Consider the following 17242-nt stretch of genomic DNA (forward strand, 5'->3'; position numbering starts at 1 on the left):
CCGTATTTTATGAATGCCCTGTTGGACGCCACCCTCAAGCATCTCGCCGCGCTGGTCAGCTACGACACGCGCAACCCGCCGCGCGAGATCGGTACGGGCGGAATCTTCGACTACCTGCGCGACAACCTGCCGGGATTCGACGTGACGGTGACCGATTTCGGTGCCGGCGCAGTCAACCTCTATGCAGTGCGTGGCACCCCGAAGTACTTGTTCAACGTGCACCTGGATACGGTCCCGGATTCGCCGCATTGGACGCAGAACCCGCATGAGCTCACGGTCACGGCCGATCGCGCGATCGGCCTGGGCGCCTGCGACATCAAGGGCGCCGCCGCCGCGCTGGTAGCGGTGGCCAATGCCACGTCCGGCGATATGGCCCTGCTGCTTTCCACCGACGAGGAAGCCAACGATGCACGCTGCATCGATGGTTTCCTGAAGACCAAGCCGAAGTACGACGCCATCATCGTGGCCGAGCCAACCAAGGGCGAGGCGGTGCTGGCGCATCGCGGCATTCATTCGGTGCAGATGCGCTTCAAGGGGAAGGCCGGGCACGCCTCGGGCGAGCAGAAAGCCTCCGACAGCGCCTTGCATCAGGTGATTCGCTGGGGCGCGGCCGCGCTGGATTTCGTCGCGGCGCAGTCGCATGAGCGCTTCGGCGGCCTGACCGGCCTGCGTTTCAATATCGGCAAGGTCGAAGGCGGCATCAAGGCCAACGTGATCGCGCCGACCGGCGACGTGCGCTTCGGTTTCCGTCCGCTGCCGTCGATGGATGCCGACCGTATGCTGGAAACCTTCCGTACCCTGGTCGAGCCGCATCCGATCGAATACGGCGAAACCTTCCGTGGCGATTCGTTGCCGGCCGGCGATACCGCCACCGCCGAAACGCGTCGCCTGGCTGCACGGGACCTGGCCGACGAGCTGGGCATTCCGGTCGGCAACGCGGTGGATTTCTGGACCGAAGCGGCCCTGTTCTCGGCGGCCGGCTACACCTCGTTCGTCTATGGCCCCGGCGACATTGCCCAGGCGCATTCGGCCGACGAATGGGTGGCTCTCGACCAATTGCAGCATTACGCGCAGACCATTTACGGGATGATCGACCGTGGACAATCTTGAAACCGCCGGGTACGAACCTTCCCGGCTGGAAAAATTCAGCGAAGCCTTGAACACCGGAGCTGCTTCCACCATGACGAGTGAAGCCAAGACCCGCAAGACCATCGTGCGCCTGCTTTCGAGCATGGGCAGTGCGAAGGAAATCCAGCAGTATCTGAAGCGCTTTTCGCAGCTGGACGCGAAGCGCTTTGCCGTGGTCAAGGTCGGCGGCGCGGTGTTGCGCGACGACCTGCCGGCGCTGACCTCGTCGCTGACCTTCCTGCAGCAAGTCGGCCTGACGCCGATCGTGTTGCATGGCGCCGGTCCGCAGCTGGATGAGGAACTCTCCGCAGCCGGTATCGAGAAGCAGACCGTGAACGGTTTGCGCGTGACGTCGCCGCAGGCCTTGTCGATCGTGCGCAAGGTCTTCCAGGAGCAGAACCTGCGTCTGGTCGAAGCCTTGCAGGCGATGGACACGCGCGCCACCTCGGTGCCGTCGGGCGTGTTTACCTCGAAGTATCTCGATCGCGAAACTTATGGGCTGGTCGGCAAGGTCAGCTCGATCAATCTGGCGCCGATCGAAGCCAGTCTGCGCGCCGGTTCCATTCCGGTGATCGCGAGCCTGGGTGAGACCGAGGAAGGGCAGATCCTCAATATCAACGCCGATTTCGCCGCGAACGAACTGGTGCGCGTGTTGCAGCCGTACAAGATCGTGTTCCTCACCGGCACCGGCGGCCTGCTCGACGACAAGGGCAAGGTGATCGATTCGATCAACCTGAGTACCGAGTTCGAACACCTGATGCAGCAGCCGTGGATCAACGGCGGCATGCGTCTGAAGATCGAACAGATCGCCGACCTGCTCGCCGATCTGCCGTTGACCTCGTCGGTGTCGATTACGCGGCCGGCCGAGCTGGCGAAGGAACTGTTCACGCACAAGGGTTCGGGCACGCTGGTGCGCCGGGGCGAGAAAGTGCTCACGTTCGACAGTTGGGATGGTGTCGATCAGGAGCGCATGCGTGGGCTGATCGAGTCGAGCTTCGGCCGTACGTTGGTGGAAGATTATTTTCAGCGCACGACGCCGTACCGCATCTACGTCAGCGAAAACTATCGCGCCGCGATGATTCTCACCCAGGAAGACGGGCTAGCGTATCTGGACAAGTTCGCGGTGCTCGACGATGCGCAAGGCGAAGGCCTGGGTCGCGCGGTCTGGTTGGTGATGCGCGAAGAAAACCCGAAGCTGTTCTGGCGCTCACGCCATGGCAATGCCGTCAACCCGTTCTATTACGCCGAGTCCGATGGCTGCCTGAAGCAGGAGCGTTGGAAGGTGTTCTGGTACGGCCTGGGCGAAGACTTCGCCACCATCGCACGCTGCGTAGCGCATTGCGCCACGCGCCAGCCGACCCTGGTCGATTGAGGCTGCCGTCATGACCGATAAGAAAACCATCGGTATCGTCGGCGCGCGCGGCCATACCGGCGCCGAGCTGATCCGCCTGATCGCCGATCATCCGGCGCTCGAACTCGTGTTTGTGTCTTCGCGTGAACTCGATGGTCAGCGTGTGGCCGATCATATCGACGGCTACCGGGGCGAGCTGAGCTACGCCAGTCTCGACCCGGAAGGCGTTGCCGCGCAAAAGGCGGATGTGGTGATTCTGGCCTTGCCCAACGGCAAGGCGGCACCGTACGTCGAGGCACTCGATGTGGTCGCGCCCGATACCATCATGCTCGACCTCTCGGCGGACTACCGTTTCGACGAGCGCTGGTACTACGGTCTGCCCGAACTCACTCGTGAACGCTGGCGCTGCGAGCGCAAGATCAGTAACCCCGGCTGCTATGCAACCGCGATGCAGCTGTCCATCGCACCGCTGAAAGACCTGCTGGCTGCGCCGCCGGTGTGCTTCGGTGTTTCCGGTTATTCGGGTGCCGGCACCACACCATCCGATCGCAACGACCCGGAAAAGCTGCGCGACAACCTGATGCCGTACTCGCTCACCGGGCATATGCATGAGAAAGAAGCGAGTCGTCATCTGGGCCTGCCGGTGGAATTCCTGCCGCATGTCGCGCCGCACTTCCGTGGTTTGACGGTAACGACCAATCTGTACCTGGCACGCCAGGCCAAGCTCGACGAGGTCGTGCAGCGTTACCGCGCGCGTTACGAGGATGAACCCCTGGTCACGGTGCAGAACGACGCACCCTGGGTCAGCAAGATCGCCGGCAAGCATCATGTCGAGATCGGCGGGTTTACCTTGTCCGTCGACGGCAAGCGACTGGTCGTCGTAGCCACTCTGGACAACCTGCTCAAGGGCGCGGCAACCCAGGCGATGCAGAACATCAATCGTGCGATCGGCGTACCCGAGTTGACCGGTATTCCTCTCGAGAGCTGATACCACCCGACGAGATCTTCCGATGCGCCTTTCCCGCTATCTGTTGCCCACCTCGAAAGACAACCCCGCCGAAGCGCAGATCGTTTCGCATCGCCTGATGCTGCGCGCCGGCATGATTCGCCAGGAGGCGGCCGGCATCTACGCCTGGCTGCCGCTGGGCTTGCGCGTGCTGCGCAAGATCGAAGCGATCGTGCGCGACGAGTTGAATCGCGCCGGCGCGGTCGAGTTGCTGATGCCGACCTTGCAGCTGGCCGACCTGTGGCGCGAAAGCGGCCGCTACGATGCCTATGGCCCGGAAATGCTGCGCATCCGCGATCGCCATGAGCGCGAGCTGTTGTACGGCCCGACCAACGAAGAAATGATCACCGAAATCTTCCGCGCGACGGTGCGTTCGTACCGCGACCTGCCGATGAATCTCTATCAGGTGCAATGGAAGTTTCGCGATGAACAGCGCCCGCGTTTCGGCGTACTGCGCGGGCGCGAGTTTCTGATGAAGGACGGTTACTCGTTCGATCTGGACGAGGCCGGCGCGCGCCTTTCCTATCAGCGCATGTTCGTCGCCTATCTACGCATGTTTGCGCGCATGGGTTTGACCGCGATTCCGATGCGTGCGGAAACTGGCCCCATCGGCGGCGATCTTTCGCACGAATTCATCGTGCTGGCCGACACCGGCGAATCGGCCGTATATGTTGACCGAGAGCTGTTGTCGTTGCCGATACCTGGCGACGATGTCGACTACCAAGGTGACCTGGGGACCTGGGTCGATGCCTGGGCCACCCCGTACGCCGCCACCGAAGACGTCCACGAAGCCGAGCGCTTCGAGCGCGAAGTGCCGGCCGAACGGCGTATGCAGACGCGTGGCATCGAGGTGGGACAGATTTTTTATTTCGGTACCAAGTACTCGGCACCCATGAAGACGACGGTTACGGGCGCCGACGGCAACGATCACCTGATTCATGGTGGCTGCTATGGCGTAGGCGTGTCGCGGCTGATCGGTGCAATCATCGAGGCCAGCCACGACGAGCGAGGCATTGTCTGGCCGGACTTGGTAGCGCCGTTCCATGTCGGCCTGGTCAACCTGCAACAGGGCGATGAGCAGACCGATATGGCCTGCGATGCGCTCTATACGGAGTTGACGCGTGCGGGCGTCGAGGTGCTCTACGACGATACGGCCGAGCGTGCCGGCGGCAAGTTCGCCACGATGGACCTGATCGGCTTGCCATGGCAGCTGGTCGTCGGGCCGCGCGACTTGAAGCAAGGGCTGGTCGAACTCAAGCGCCGCGCCACGGGTGAGCGCGAAACGCTGCCGATCGATACCGCGTTGGCCAAATTATTGAAGGACGCGCATCGCGCGGCCCATTGAATCCTTAAGGACATCATCATGACCCAGCCGTTATGGCAGAAGGCCGATATCAAGATCGACGCGCGCATCATGAAGTTTCTCGCTGGCGACGATGTCGTGCTGGATCGCGAATTCTTCCTGCATGACATCACGGCGAGCAAGGCGCATGTCGAGGGATTGGCCAATATCGGTGTCGTCACCGCCGATGAGGCGAACGCGCTCAAGCAGGAGCTGGACATTCTGGCGGATGATTTCCGTGCGGGAAGCTTTGTGCTCGACGATAGCTACGAAGACTGCCACTCCGCGATCGAGGCACGCCTGACCGAGCGGCTCGGTGACGCGGGGCGTCGCGTGCATACTGGCCGTAGCCGCAATGACCAGATCCTGGTTGCCACGCGTCTGTGGTTGAAGGAGCAGCTCGCAGCACTGGAAACGCATTGCCGTGCGATTGCTCAGGTCTGTCTCGACCGTGCAGCGCAACCGGCATTGCCGCTGCCCGGCTACACGCATTTGCAGCGCGCAGTCGTTTCTTCCACCGGTATGTGGTTCGCTGGTTTTGCCGAGGGCTTTATCGATAACGCTCTGCGTGCTCGCCAAACCGCAAGCCTGATCGATGCCAATCCGTTGGGCACGGCCGCCGGTTATGGTGTAAATCTCAAGCTCGACCGCGAACACACGACGCGCGCGCTGGGCTTTTCGCGCATGCAGATCTCGCCGATCTACGCACAGCTGTCGCGTGGCAAGTTCGAAATGGCCGTGCTGGAAGCGATTGCTGGAGCCTTGCTGGACCTGCGCCGCCTGGCCTGGGACCTGTCGTTGTTCACCACGGCGGAGTTCGATTTCGTCAAGTTGCCGAGCGAATACACCACCGGCAGCTCGATCATGCCGAACAAGCGCAACCCGGACGTCGTCGAACTGCTGCGCGCCAGCTATGCCAGCGTCGCCGCGGCACGCACTGAGATCGAGCAGCTGCTATCGCTGCCATCGGGCTATCAGCGCGATCTGCAATTTTCCAAGGGTTCGCTGTTCCACGGTTGTCGCCACGGCCTTGCTGCGCTCGAACTGGTGCCGGACTTGCTGGCGCGGATGCAGTGGAACGAACCGGCCATGCGCGCAGCGATCGAGCCGGCGATGTATGCCACCGACGTCGCGATCGAGCAGGCTGCCGCTGGCGTGCCGTTCCGCGATGCCTATCGCGCTGCGGCCGATGCGGCGGCAGCCAGTGGGGCAGGGCGTACACCGGAAGCCAGTCTCGCTGCGCGCACTTCGCCGGGTGCTGGGATGGATCTGCGTCTGGATGAACTGGCCGCACGTTTGGCGGCGCTGTAAGGGTGCAATCTTTGTAGGAGCGACTTCAGTCGCGACAGGCCGTGACGTAACCATGGGTCGCGATTAAAGTCGCTCCTACAAGCTAGGAGGCTTTTTAGCGTTGGAGTTGTCCACAGCTATTGTGGATGCCTCATGGGTAAGCCTGTGGATAAGCACCATTCAAGGCTTTGCCGACAATCACTTGCTACACGCTGCTCATTGTGTGAGCAGCGTGCGTGGTCCACAGATCAGCTTTTCGCCCATGCCCTCGCGGCCTCGGCAAATGCAAGGCAATCTTCAAAGCGGTTGTACAAGGGCGTCGGCGAAATCCGGATCACATCCGGCTCGCGCCAGTCACCGATGACACCGTTGCGTTCGAGATATTCAAACAGGGCGCGACCTTGTTCGCGTCCGGCCTTCACGCGAATGGACAGCTGCGAACCGCGCCGCGACGGTTCGCGTGGCGTGACCACTTCGAGTACATCGCCGAGTTGCGAATCGACCAGCCATTCCAGGTAACCGGTGAGCTTGAGCGCCTTTTCGCGCAGGCGCTCCATGCCGGCGCGGCGGAAGATTTCCAGCGAGACGCGCAGCGGCACCAGCGCCATGATCGGTGGATTGGAAAGCTGCCAGCCGTCCGCTCCGGGTGTCGGTACGAACTCGGGTCCCATCTTGAAGCGGGTGCTCTTGTCGTGACCCCACCAACCGGCGAAACGCGGCAAGGTGGCTGTCGCATGGCGTTCGTGGACGAAGGCGCCGCCGATCGCGCCGGGGCCGGCGTTGAGGTATTTGTAGCTGCACCAGATTGCGAAATCGGCGCCGCTGTCGTGCAACTGCAACGGCAGGTTGCCGACCGCATGGGCCAGATCGAAACCGACCATGCAGCCATGCTTGTGCGCGAGCGCCGCGATGGCTTTCAGGTCGAAGACCTGTCCGGTGCGGTATTGCACGCCCGGCAGCATGACCAGCGCGATGCGTTCGCCATGCTCGGCCAGCGTCCGTTCGATCGCCGCCATCGAAATGCTGCCGTTCGGCTCGTCGCCCTCCAGCTCGATCAACGACAGCGCTGGGCTGAAGCCGTGGTAGCGAACCTGCGACTCCACTGCATAGCGGTCGGTAGGGAAAGCGCCCGCTTCGATCAGTATGGCGTGCCGCTCGGGCGTGGGCCGATAGAAGCTCACCATCATCAGGTGCAGGTTCACGCCCAACGTGTTCATGGCGACGACTTCGATCGGCTTGGCGCCCACGACCGTAGCCAGATCATCGCGAACGAATTCGTGATAATTCAGCCAGGGACGCCGCCCGCGGAAGTGCCCTTCGACCGCCAGTTCGCCCCAGTCGCTGAGTTCCTCGCCGATGGCCTCGCGCACGGCGCGTGGCTGCAGGCCGAGCGAGTTGCCGCAGAGGTAATGGGTCTGGCCATCACCATGCGGTGGTATCAGGAATTCGTCGCGAAACGCGCGCAATGGGTCGGCGGCATCGGCGGCTTGCGCCCAGGCGCGCGTGGCTTCGTAGGGAGTGGACATCACTTGTCTCTTGCCATTGCGGTCAGGGGCCAATCATCGCCCATCGCCGCGTAAAGAATTATTTTTGCAGACCGACCGACACCGCTTCGCAGCCCTTGTCGAATTCGGCACGCCAGCCCGCGCCGGCCTGACTTTGTGCGGGACGCACGCAACGCAGCTGCACCGCGTGGTTGTCCTTCATCCAGTAACGCTCCAGATAAGCGAACTGCACGCCGTTTTCCTGCGCGGTGTATTCGAACGTGCTGGGACCGCGCGTGTTGGTGACGCTGTTGATTGCCTTATAGCCGCTGAGGCTCTTGGCCTTGCCGGTGGCGGTGTCCACGTAGAGCTGAAAATCGCCGACGTCGGCAACCTGTTTGACCGTCACGGTCACGCGCGCCAGGCTGTTGTTCGCCGTGGGCGACGGGTCGCGAACCTGGAACACGCGGACTTCCGGGTCGCCCTGGGTCTCCATGATGCCGACCCAGCTATCGGGCGTGCTGAAGCTGATGCTTCCGCCGGCCATGCTGACGTCGGTGGCGTGGAGCGCGGTACCGGCGAGCAGCAGCGCGCCCGCGACGAAGGTGTGACGCATAAAGCCCATTGCTTGGTTTCCCCTCAGGATGCGGTTTGAAAGCGTTGCAGCGGCAATCCCAGCCATTCCAGCGCGGTGCCATGGAACAGCCGGGCGCGCTCGGTATCGGCCAACCCCAAGGCTTCGATACCGCTGCCAGGACGTTGTTCTCCCAGCGGGAAAGGATAATCGGTGCCGAGCATGACGCGGTCGACGCCGGTCACATCCAGCAGGTACCGCAACGCCTGTGGGTCGTGCACACAGGAGTCGAAGAACAGTCGCTTGAGATAATCGCGCGGGTTGCGCGGATTGTCGGTGGCGACCAGGTCAGGACGCATGCGGAAACCGTGTTCGATGCGGCCGATGGTCCATGGGAAACTGCCACCGCCGTGCGCCAGCATCACGCGCAGTCGCGGCAGCCGTTCGAGCACACCGCCAAAGACCAGGCAGCAAGCCGCGCGCGATTGTTCCGCAGGCATGCCGACCAGCCAGGGTAGCCAGTACTTGGGCATGCTCGGGCTGCCCATCATGTCCCAGGGGTGCACCAGGATCGCCGCGCCAAGGTCGGCGGCGGCCTCGAAAAACGGAAACAGTTCGGGCGCGTCCAGGTTCCAGTCGTTGCAATGCGAACCGATCTGCACGCCCTGCAGGCCGAGCTCGTCGATGCACCGTTCCAGCTCGCGGATGGCCAGGTCCGGCGACTGCAGCGGTGCCGTGCCGATACCGGCGTAGTGGCGCGGGTAGTCGCGGCACAGGCTGGCGGCGTGGTCGTTCAAGTGCCGATGCAGTTCCAGCGCCTGGTAGCCCGGCGCCCAATACGAGAACAGTACCGGCACGGTTGAGATGACCTGCACGTCGACACCGAAGCGCTGGTAGTCGTCTATGCGGTGCTGTGGATCGAATGCGGATTCCCACACTTCGCGGAAGAACTTTCCGTCCTTGTAGATACGGTGACGGCCATCGTCGTGCATCATCACCGGAAAGCGCTCGTCGCCGAACTTGCCCGCCAGATTGGGCCAGTCGCGCGGCAGGATGTGGGCGTGGGAGTCGATCTTCAGCATCGGCTGAGTGTAGATGTTCCGCTGTTACGGAGCATGTTGCCCCGCGGCACCGCTGCGCGCGGGTGCTTCAGCCGGCTCGCTTGCGCGGCCGGTGATGTGGGCCAGGGTGTTGACGTTGTCGACCAGTCGATCGCTGACGCGAGTCAGCGAGTCGGCCATGGGTTTGTCTTCGGCCATGGTCAGCAAGGTTGCCAGGCTGCGCTGCAGCGCGCGCAGGTCGGGTTGCGGACCCAGTGGCTGGGTGTCGTGCAGGGCCACGGCGATCTTTTGCAGCATGTCGGCGGCATGCTCGACGAAGGCGCTGACTTCGGCCTGCTCGGGAATGGCCCGGTCGTCGTCGATAATCGCTTCCAGCGTCATCGCCGTGCGCGCAAGGCGGTTGCTATTGGCGAACAGGGTATCGGCCAGGTCCATCAGGTAACGAGGTGTCGCCGGCTCGACCCGCATGCGGTCCAGCGAAGCCAGGGCATTGCTGCGCGCGGTACGCGCGGCCGTGCGGGTTTCGCGGTGTGCGTCGCGTTGCTCCGGGTGCGCCAGCGCGCGCAGATAGTGCGCATAGGCGGTAAGCATGTCGGCCAGTGACCGGCGCACGCGGCCGCGTTCCCAGGTCGGCCACAACACGTAGGCCAGCAAGGCCATGCCACTGCCGAGCGCGGTATTGATCACGCGGTCGAGCACGGCGTCGGAGGAGTTGACGCCTTCGAACGAGAGCAGGATCACGACCGTGCCGGTCAGTGCGGCCACGGCGATGCCGTAGTGGGCGGTGGCGAGATAGCGAAAGGCCATGCAGAGCACGGCCATGACCGCCAGATGTGCCCAGGCTTCGTGCGGCGTGAAATGCAGCACCGCCGTGGTCAGCACGAGGCCCAGAATGGTGCCCACGACACGCAGCAGGCCGAAATTGAAGGTGGCGGCAAAGTCGGGGCGCAGTACGATGGCGGCGGTCATCGGCAGCCAATAGCCGTGCGGCAGATGCATCTGCCGCGAGACCCAGAACGCTACCGTCAGGCAGATCGCACTGCGCACGGCGTGACGGAATGCCACCGAATGCGGCGTCATCGCGGCGCGCAGGGTGGCCCATGCCGAGCTGCTGCGCAGCGCGGCTGGCAAGGGAGTTTCTGCTGCTACCGCGCGCAGCTCGCCGCGGCTGCCCGCCCAGTTCGCGTTACGCACGGCTGCGGCCAGCTGCCCCGATAGCGCGTGGATATGCCCTGCCAGCCCTCCGGCATCGCCGCCCGTGGCGAGCAGGGCGTTCTCGCTGGCCTGCAGGGTTTGCAGCGCACGCTCGGCCTGTACGGGCGATTCGCCTTCTTCCAGCGCGTCGGCAATCGCCGTCAGCACACGCGCCGCGTCGTTGCGGAACATCGAATGGATGGTCGGATTGGCGCGCAGCTCCGCCATGGCGGTCAGCTCGATGCGGATGCGTTCGGCCAGTTCGAGCAGCACGCCGAAGGCTTCCATGGCTCGGCCGCGTGCATGATGCCGGCCCAGCAGGGTGTGTTGCAGGGTGGTCATGGCGTCGGTCAGCGCAGGCACGTCCGTGCCGTCGTGCACCTGCTGCCGCGCCAGCGCGGCCAGGCCCTTGTAGACGCTGGCCAGGGCATAGCGTTCCGGGCGATAACGCTGCAGCGGCCAGGCCGCCACCGAAAACAGCGTCAGCAGGATGCCGCCGGAAAAGATCAAGCCGGCGCCGATGCTCGCGCCGGCGAGCGAGGTCGGCGAGGCGGCGGTGACCACCAGCAGGATCATGCTGGTCATGCCGACGCGGGCAATATCGACCCCGAAAACCACCAGCAGCCCGCCGAAGAAGCCGAACAAGGCGGTGGCGATGAGCATCGGGACGAGCTGGTCGCCGATCAGAAACCCGCACAGGGAGGCCAGCGCCGCGGCCAGCGAGGCCAGCACCAGCTGGATCATCCGCTGGCGATAAGGGCCTGGCTGGTCGGAAAACATCGTATCCAGGGCGCCGGCGGCGATACCGAGCCCGGCTTCCGGGTATCCGGTCGCCAGTCCGATCGCCAGGGGCAATACCACTGCGGCGGTGTTTCGCAGTACGACGGGAAGCGGCACGTCCGGCCGTTTGGTCTTGATCAGACTGTCCACCACCGTGGCGCGTAGTGAATAACCGCTGCTGGACATGCTTACGTTCGCTCCTAAACGATCCGCCAATTCTGCCTTACGCGGCATGAACTTGTCGGGACGCAGTAGCGTGAGCGGTGAGCCACGGGATATGTCGTATCCATCCGGGTCTTTACGCAATGAAATCGCGAATCGGATACCTTGGAGGGAAATGGAAGGTTATTGCGCCGCATTGCGCCGCCTAGGCCAAAAGGGCTAGGGCTCATCTCGTAATTTCTCGTTATACAGTACGCTCGCCGGCGCTGGGGCTGCCGGAGGGGATATCGAACGCCCCGCATGGAGCCTAGGTTCTAATGAAAACCGACCCGTCAAATCTGATCCATGTGTCATTGCAGCTGTTTCGCAAGAAAGGCTACAAACGCACTTCCATGGCCGATATCGGCCGGGAGAGCGGTTTACTTAAGGGCAGCATTTACCACCACTTTCCCAACAAGGAGCGGTTGCTGATCGAGGTGGTCGATCACGTCTGCAACCTGTTCGAGGAGGGGGTCTTTACCACTTCTCTGCGCCAGGACCTGGACGAGAAGGTGCGTCTGGACGCGATGATCGATGCCGTCGAGAGTTATTACATCGAGCAGCGCCTGTGCACCCTGGTGCACCTGTGGCCCGACGCCATGCAGGAAAGCCCCGAGGCCCGGGAAGTCATCCAGCGGTTCTTCAAGCGCTGGGAAGACATCCTTGCAGCCTTGCTCGAGCCGAAGTACGGTGCCGAGGTGGCCCAGCGTCTGAGCGCGGACGGCCTGGCCAAGATCGAAGGCGGAGTGATCTGGCTGCAGATTCTCAACGACCCGGGGCCGCTGAAACGATGTAGCGACGAGATTCGAGGGCTGTTATAGCTAGCGAATAATACTTTACACGCCAACGTTTGTTTGGGAGAAAACCAAACGTTTGGTTTTGTGCTGTTTGGTGCAGGCAAAACGCTGAGGGGAACGTGCCATGCCATCCTTGATGGTCGATCTGGATCAACCTCGTAAGAAGGCCGTCGCGATCATGCGCGCTAGCCTTCCCGACGAGCTGTGGCGACGTAACGAGTCTTTTGTAGAGCATCTGCGCAAGCTGATTGCCGAGCATCCGGTTGCGCGGCATCCAGCCATCCAGGTGCTCAACGAGGGTGGGCTCAACGCGCATGCGATGCGTACGATCCATCTGGAGTATCGGCACGCCATTGTGCAGATCTTCACCGACGCTTTGCTTGCAGCTCAGTTACAGAGCCGCCAGCTCGAGCCCCGTCTGCGTCCGGGCGCCAAGCTTGCACCGCGGTTTCTGCTGACGTTGAACGACCTGGACGAGTTCGGCTTTCGCCCCGGCCTCGATGCCGATGGTTATTACCGTGGCAATCCGACCTACGCGCACTATCCGCTGTTCGAGCGCGTGCTGGACGACTACGGCATCAGCCTGCTCGAGCGTCAGACCTACGCGCCGACCTCGAGCTCGCGCACCGTGCGTGAATTTCTCGAGCACAGCTATGGCAATTACCTCGACGTCACGGTGCTGCTGGCCGCGGCCGAAGAGGAAGTGATTCTATTCAGCCCGCCGCTGCGCAAGGCCACCAAAGCTTTGGGTATCGACGTCAGCGACGGTTACTACTTCGTGCACGGTGTCAGCGAAGACGAAACCGCCGAAGCGGCCGACGACGATCACGAAAACGATTTGTGGCTGATTCTCACCCAGGCGTTGACCCCGGACCAGTATCCGCGCGTGCAGGCTCTATGCATGCGCTATTGCGACCTGTGGGCGAACTTCTGGACGCATCAGCTGACGATGGCGCATGCGACGAGTCACGCCGACTCGGCGACCTGGGCCAAGGCGGTTTAGGCAGTCAAAGGTTTTTGGAGGGGATCTCGCAGGATGCGGGAACCCCGCGATGCTTCGCAGGGCGTCGCGGCATATGGATATGTCTTACCGGTCGCATCCCCTGTGCGCGGCCGGTGTTGGTGGGTTCGGTACAAGGGGTGCCGAATCCATCGACTCTTCGACATTTTGGGTGGCATGGTCGTGAGACCGCCGCCTGACCGTCCGAGAGGCTGTGTCCGACGGGACACGATGCCGAGGGCGATCACGGATGTCGTAGCCCCCTGGTAAAACCCGGTGATGTGATTAAGCCCGTGCTTGCACGGGCTTTTTTTTGTGGGTCAGTCCGCTTGCGTCAGCAAGCGGACTGACGCGCTTCAGGCGCGGCCGGCGAACTCGCCCGTCACCGTGTTGACCCACACCTTCTCGTCATTGCTGATGTACTCGGGCACCTGCACTTCGATGCCGGTATTGAGCTTGGCCGGCTTGGTGCGCTTGGTGGCGCTGGCGCCCTTCATTTCGGGGGCGGTGTCGACCACGGTGAGTACCACGCTGGTCGGTACCTGCAGGCCCACCGGTGCATCGTCGATCAATTGCACGTAGTAGCCTTCCACGCCTTCGACGATATAGCCGCTGCTGTCGCCCACCAGTTCGGGCGAGAGCATGTACTGGGTGTAGTCCTCCGCGTCCATGAAGACGAAGGCGCCGTCATCCATGTACGAAAAGTTGGCCGCGCGGCGCAGCAGTTCCATTTCTTTCAGGTCGTCGTCGGCGCGCAGGCTGAGGTCGTACTTGCGACCGCCCGGGATCGAGTACAGCGTGAAGCGAAAGGTGACGTTGCCGCCACGTGCCGTCGGCGAGCTGCGCTCGATATCGCGTACCTGGTACACGGTGCCTTCGTGCTCGACTACGTTGCCTTTCTTGACGTCGGAAGCTTTCATAGGTCAGGAGTAAGTGGTTAGGAGTGAGAGGTAAGTGGAAGCAGGGTGCGTGACCAGGAGCGCTTACTGACAACTCGCTCCTCTTCGCTCGCTCCTGTTTATTTCGGCTGCAGGCGAACGGCGCCGTCCAGGCGAATCGTCTCGCCGTTGATATAGCGATTACCCAGGATGAAGGCCACGGTGCTGGCGAATTCGTCCGGCTTGCCCAGGCGCGAAGGGAAGGGGATCGAAGCCGACAACGACTCCTGCACCTGCGGCGGCATGCCGTCGACCATCGGGGTCCAGAAGATCCCCGGGGCGATCGTCGCCACGCGGATGCCGAAACGCGACAGCTCGCGTGCCATCGGCAGCGTCATGCCGACCACGCCGCCCTTGGAGGCCGAGTAGGCGGCCTGGCCGATCTGGCCTTCATAGGCAGCGACGGAGGCGGTATTGATGATCACGCCACGCTCGCCATCTTCGCCGGCTTCGTTGTTCTGCATCAGTGCTGCCCCGGCCTTGGCCACATTGAAGCTGCCGACCAGATTGACCATCACGGTGGACGCGAAGGTGCCTAACGGCATCGCGCCTTCCTTGCCCAGTACACGGCCCGCACCAAGAATGCCGGCGCAGTTGATCACCACATTGAGTCCGCCCATCGCGTCGCGAGCGGCAGCGACATTCGCGCTGACACCTTCTTCGGAGGTGACATCGGTGCGGAAGAAGCGAGCGACATCGCCCAGCGCCTTGGCGGCGGCCTGGCCTTTTTCTTCATTGACGTCGAACAGCGCAACCTTGCCGCCCTGGGCGACCAGATGTTGCGCTACCGCATGACCGAGACCGGAGGCGCCGCCGGTGATGATCGCCTTCACATGGTTGAGCTGCATGAAATATCCGTAAGGCCTTGTGGAAAAACGCAATGGTAGCCGAGGCACGCCCCAAACCGCGCATCAGGCGGTAAAGAGACAGCCAGATGCAAGCTTAACGTATGAATTTACGATGGATTTTCGGCGATCGAATTCATCTACGGTGCACCCCGGCAAACGCAATCATTTGCCCAACATCAACGAGGGAGTGCTCCATGAAGAAGTCCTTGTTTGCCCTGGCCGTCGGTATCGTGTTGGCCGCCTCCGCGGCGACCGCCTCGGCGCAGGATTGGCATGACCAAGACCACGATCGCGACCATCACGATCAAGGTCACGATCGTGATCACGGCCATGACTATGACCACGGTCATGACCGCACGGTAGTGATCGAACACGACCGCGGCCGCCACGAAGGCTGGTACCACCGGGGTGGCTATGTGCCGCCGGAGTATCGCGACCGCCGGTACGTGGTTGAAGACTGGCGCACCTACCGCCTGCGCGAGCCGCCACGCGGCTACAACTGGGTGCGTAGCGACAACGGTGATTTCCTGCTGGTGGCCGTCGCCACTGGCGTGATTACCGACCTGATCATCAACAGCCATTGATCGAACCGGCTCCGCATCCCAAAGGTGCGGAGCCGTGTTTTATTGCGCCAATAGATCGCGCAACTCCTTGCTTTGAGCAAGCGTTGAAAAAGCCCGTACCGGCGATGGCGTAGCGACTGCGGCTTGCAGTTCTTTCTGCCACACGCCGACGTCCCACCAGCGCGCCAATTTATAGCCGGCCTTTTTCCAGACTCCGGCCGCTTCGAAACCCATCGATTCGTGCAAGGCCACGCTGACGTCGCCGGGCAAGGTGATCACGCCTACCGCCTGGTTGATGCCTTGCAGCGCCATCGTGTCGAGCAACGTGGCGTACAGTCGCCGGGCGATGCCGCGGCGTCGCGCATCGGCGTGCACATAGATGGAGGTTTCGGCGATCCAGTCATAGGCGGCGCGTTCGCGAAAACGGCCGGCATAGGCGTACGCGAGCACCTGGCCGTGTTCTTCCCAGATCAGCCAGGGGTAGTGCTGCAGGCGCGCCTGGATGCGTTGGCGCATCGCCTCCACGCCGGGCAGTTCGGTCTCGAAGGTGATGGCGGTATCGAGCACGGTCGGCGCGTAGATCGCGTGGCAGGCTTCGGCATCGCGTTCGGTGGCTATACGCATCGTCACAACGGTTTTTCCATGCAGACACTTGAAGGGTTGGCGCGATGGTCGCCGAACGGCGGGCAGCGACGATAGCCGGCGTGCTCGTAGAGCTCCAGCGCTTCGGTCTGCGCGGTACCCGTTTCCAGCCTGACCAGATGCCCGCCGCTGTCGCGTACCTGGTTCTCCAGTGCTTCGAGCAGTTGCTTGCCCAGGCCCAGGCCGCGACAGGCTGGCAGTACGTACATGCGTTTGATCTCGACGTAGTCGCCTGCGTCCACGCAGGCGCCGCAGGCCACCGGCGTATGCTCGACGCGTGCCGTTACGAAGGTCACATTGGGTTGGCTCAGTTCCTTCACCGTGACCGGGCAGATATTGGCCGAGGGATAAAGGCTTGCCAGGTAATCGTCGAGCTGCTCGATCAGCGCAGCGACATCGGCCGCGCGTGGGTCGTCGATACGAAAGCTCAATTGCGGTTTCTTCATGCCTGGTATTTCCAGTTTCTCTGCTTGCCCTCGGCAAGCCATTCCAGCGATGTGGCGATGCGCTTGTTGCGCGTGGCATCCGTCTTGGCTTCGGCGATCCAGTCGACGTATTCGCGCTGCGCGCTCGGGCTGAAGCCCTGGAAGGTGGCGTGCGCTGCTTTGTTCTTCTTGAGCAGGGCGGCGAAATCGTCGGGCAGCGCGGGCGGCGGCTTTGGTGCGGCCTTGGGGCGCTTGGTCTTCACGCCGGCGTCGTTGAGCGCCATGGCCTTTTTTATATACGCGGTCAGTTCGCGCTTGCTCGGCAGATCCTTGAGCGAGGTGATCTTGCCGAACGAGCCCATGCCTTCGGCTGCTTCACCACCGACCACTTCGGCCTGCAGCCAGAAACCGAAACTGCAATGCTGCTTGAAAGAGGCCATCGAACACATCATCGCGCCCTTGTAGCCGAAATGCGGGAATCCCCATTTCAGGCCCTCTTCGACCTCAGGACAGGCCGCGTGTACGACGGTGCGCAGGTGCTGCAGGATGGGCTGTGCGAACTCGGCGGATTTGGCGATATAGGCGTCGACGCGCGGATCGTGTTTGGCCATGGCCAGT

General features: G+C 62.7%; 17 protein-coding genes. 8 read left to right on the forward strand and 9 right to left on the reverse strand.

Annotated features, from left to right (window positions below):
• The first annotated feature begins 9 nt into the window (after positions 1-9).
• From QMG46_RS10760 to argH, 5 genes are all read left to right on the forward strand, one after another.
• Positions 10-1110, forward strand: a complete 1101-nt coding sequence (locus QMG46_RS10760; protein WP_281852508.1) for an acetylornithine deacetylase — start codon at positions 10-12, stop codon at positions 1108-1110.
• A 70-nt stretch (positions 1111-1180) separates the two neighbouring features.
• Positions 1181-2500: an acetylglutamate kinase gene (locus tag QMG46_RS10765; protein ID WP_281852868.1), complete on the forward strand. Its 1320-nt coding sequence runs from the start codon at positions 1181-1183 to the stop codon at positions 2498-2500.
• A 10-nt stretch (positions 2501-2510) separates the two neighbouring features.
• Positions 2511-3467 (forward strand): N-acetyl-gamma-glutamyl-phosphate reductase, encoded by a 957-nt coding sequence (gene argC / locus QMG46_RS10770; protein ID WP_281852509.1) that lies wholly within the window; start codon positions 2511-2513, stop codon positions 3465-3467.
• 22 nt (positions 3468-3489) lie between these two features.
• A complete protein-coding gene (proS, locus tag QMG46_RS10775) occupies positions 3490-4830 on the forward strand; it encodes a proline--tRNA ligase (protein ID WP_281852510.1) in 1341 nt (446 codons plus the stop codon).
• 18 nt (positions 4831-4848) lie between these two features.
• Entirely contained in the window at positions 4849-6138 is a 1290-nt protein-coding gene (gene argH / locus QMG46_RS10780; protein ID WP_281852511.1) for an argininosuccinate lyase, read from the forward strand.
• A gap of 227 nt (positions 6139-6365) precedes the next feature.
• Here argH and kynU read toward each other — a convergent pair whose 3' ends face one another.
• The 4 genes from kynU to QMG46_RS10800 are packed head-to-tail and all read right to left on the reverse strand — an operon-like array spanning position 6366 to position 11396.
• Entirely contained in the window at positions 6366-7643 is a 1278-nt protein-coding gene (kynU, locus tag QMG46_RS10785; RefSeq protein ID WP_281852512.1) for a kynureninase, read from the reverse strand.
• A gap of 58 nt (positions 7644-7701) precedes the next feature.
• Complete coding sequence (locus QMG46_RS10790; RefSeq protein ID WP_345781795.1) at positions 7702-8217, reverse strand: hypothetical protein; 516 nt, start codon at positions 8215-8217, stop codon at positions 7702-7704.
• A gap of 23 nt (positions 8218-8240) precedes the next feature.
• Positions 8241-9257, reverse strand: a complete 1017-nt coding sequence (locus QMG46_RS10795; protein WP_281852514.1) for an amidohydrolase family protein — start codon at positions 9255-9257, stop codon at positions 8241-8243.
• Positions 9258-9281: 24 nt separating this feature from the next.
• Positions 9282-11396 (reverse strand): FUSC family protein, encoded by a 2115-nt coding sequence (locus QMG46_RS10800; RefSeq protein WP_281852515.1) that lies wholly within the window; start codon positions 11394-11396, stop codon positions 9282-9284.
• Positions 11397-11689: 293 nt separating this feature from the next.
• On the opposite strand from QMG46_RS10800, the gene QMG46_RS10805 reads away from it, so the two are divergent.
• Together QMG46_RS10805 and QMG46_RS10810 are read left to right on the forward strand one after the other, a co-directional pair.
• Entirely contained in the window at positions 11690-12232 is a 543-nt protein-coding gene (locus tag QMG46_RS10805; RefSeq protein WP_281852516.1) for a TetR/AcrR family transcriptional regulator, read from the forward strand.
• Positions 12233-12332: 100 nt separating this feature from the next.
• Positions 12333-13211, forward strand: a complete 879-nt coding sequence (locus QMG46_RS10810; RefSeq protein WP_281852517.1) for a hypothetical protein — start codon at positions 12333-12335, stop codon at positions 13209-13211.
• A gap of 353 nt (positions 13212-13564) precedes the next feature.
• On the opposite strand, the gene yeiP is transcribed toward QMG46_RS10810, so the two are convergent.
• Both yeiP and QMG46_RS10820 read right to left on the reverse strand, forming a co-directional pair.
• Positions 13565-14128, reverse strand: a complete 564-nt coding sequence (yeiP, locus tag QMG46_RS10815) for an elongation factor P-like protein EfpL (RefSeq protein ID WP_281852518.1) — start codon at positions 14126-14128, stop codon at positions 13565-13567.
• Positions 14129-14226: 98 nt separating this feature from the next.
• Entirely contained in the window at positions 14227-14994 is a 768-nt protein-coding gene (locus tag QMG46_RS10820; RefSeq protein ID WP_281852519.1) for an SDR family NAD(P)-dependent oxidoreductase, read from the reverse strand.
• A gap of 194 nt (positions 14995-15188) precedes the next feature.
• Between QMG46_RS10820 and QMG46_RS10825 the strand changes: the two genes are divergently transcribed.
• Positions 15189-15578, forward strand: coding sequence for an RcnB family protein (locus tag QMG46_RS10825; protein ID WP_281852520.1), 390 nt, complete (start codon positions 15189-15191; stop codon positions 15576-15578).
• A 39-nt stretch (positions 15579-15617) separates the two neighbouring features.
• Here QMG46_RS10825 and QMG46_RS10830 read toward each other — a convergent pair whose 3' ends face one another.
• The 3 genes from QMG46_RS10830 to QMG46_RS10840 are packed head-to-tail and all read right to left on the reverse strand — an operon-like array spanning position 15618 to position 17235.
• On the reverse strand, positions 15618-16181 hold the full coding sequence (locus QMG46_RS10830; protein ID WP_281852869.1) for a GNAT family N-acetyltransferase: 564 nt from the start codon (positions 16179-16181) through the stop codon (positions 15618-15620).
• A gap of 2 nt (positions 16182-16183) precedes the next feature.
• Complete coding sequence (locus QMG46_RS10835; RefSeq protein WP_281852521.1) at positions 16184-16645, reverse strand: GNAT family N-acetyltransferase; 462 nt, start codon at positions 16643-16645, stop codon at positions 16184-16186.
• Positions 16642-17235: a YdeI/OmpD-associated family protein gene (locus QMG46_RS10840; RefSeq protein WP_281852522.1), complete on the reverse strand. Its 594-nt coding sequence runs from the start codon at positions 17233-17235 to the stop codon at positions 16642-16644. Before QMG46_RS10840 ends, QMG46_RS10835 begins: the two co-directional genes overlap by 4 nt.
• Between the last annotated feature and the right edge of the window lie 7 nt (positions 17236-17242).

The sequence above is a fragment of the Dyella sp. GSA-30 genome (assembly GCF_027924605.1).
In the GTDB taxonomy this organism is placed as follows: domain Bacteria; phylum Pseudomonadota; class Gammaproteobacteria; order Xanthomonadales; family Rhodanobacteraceae; genus GSA-30.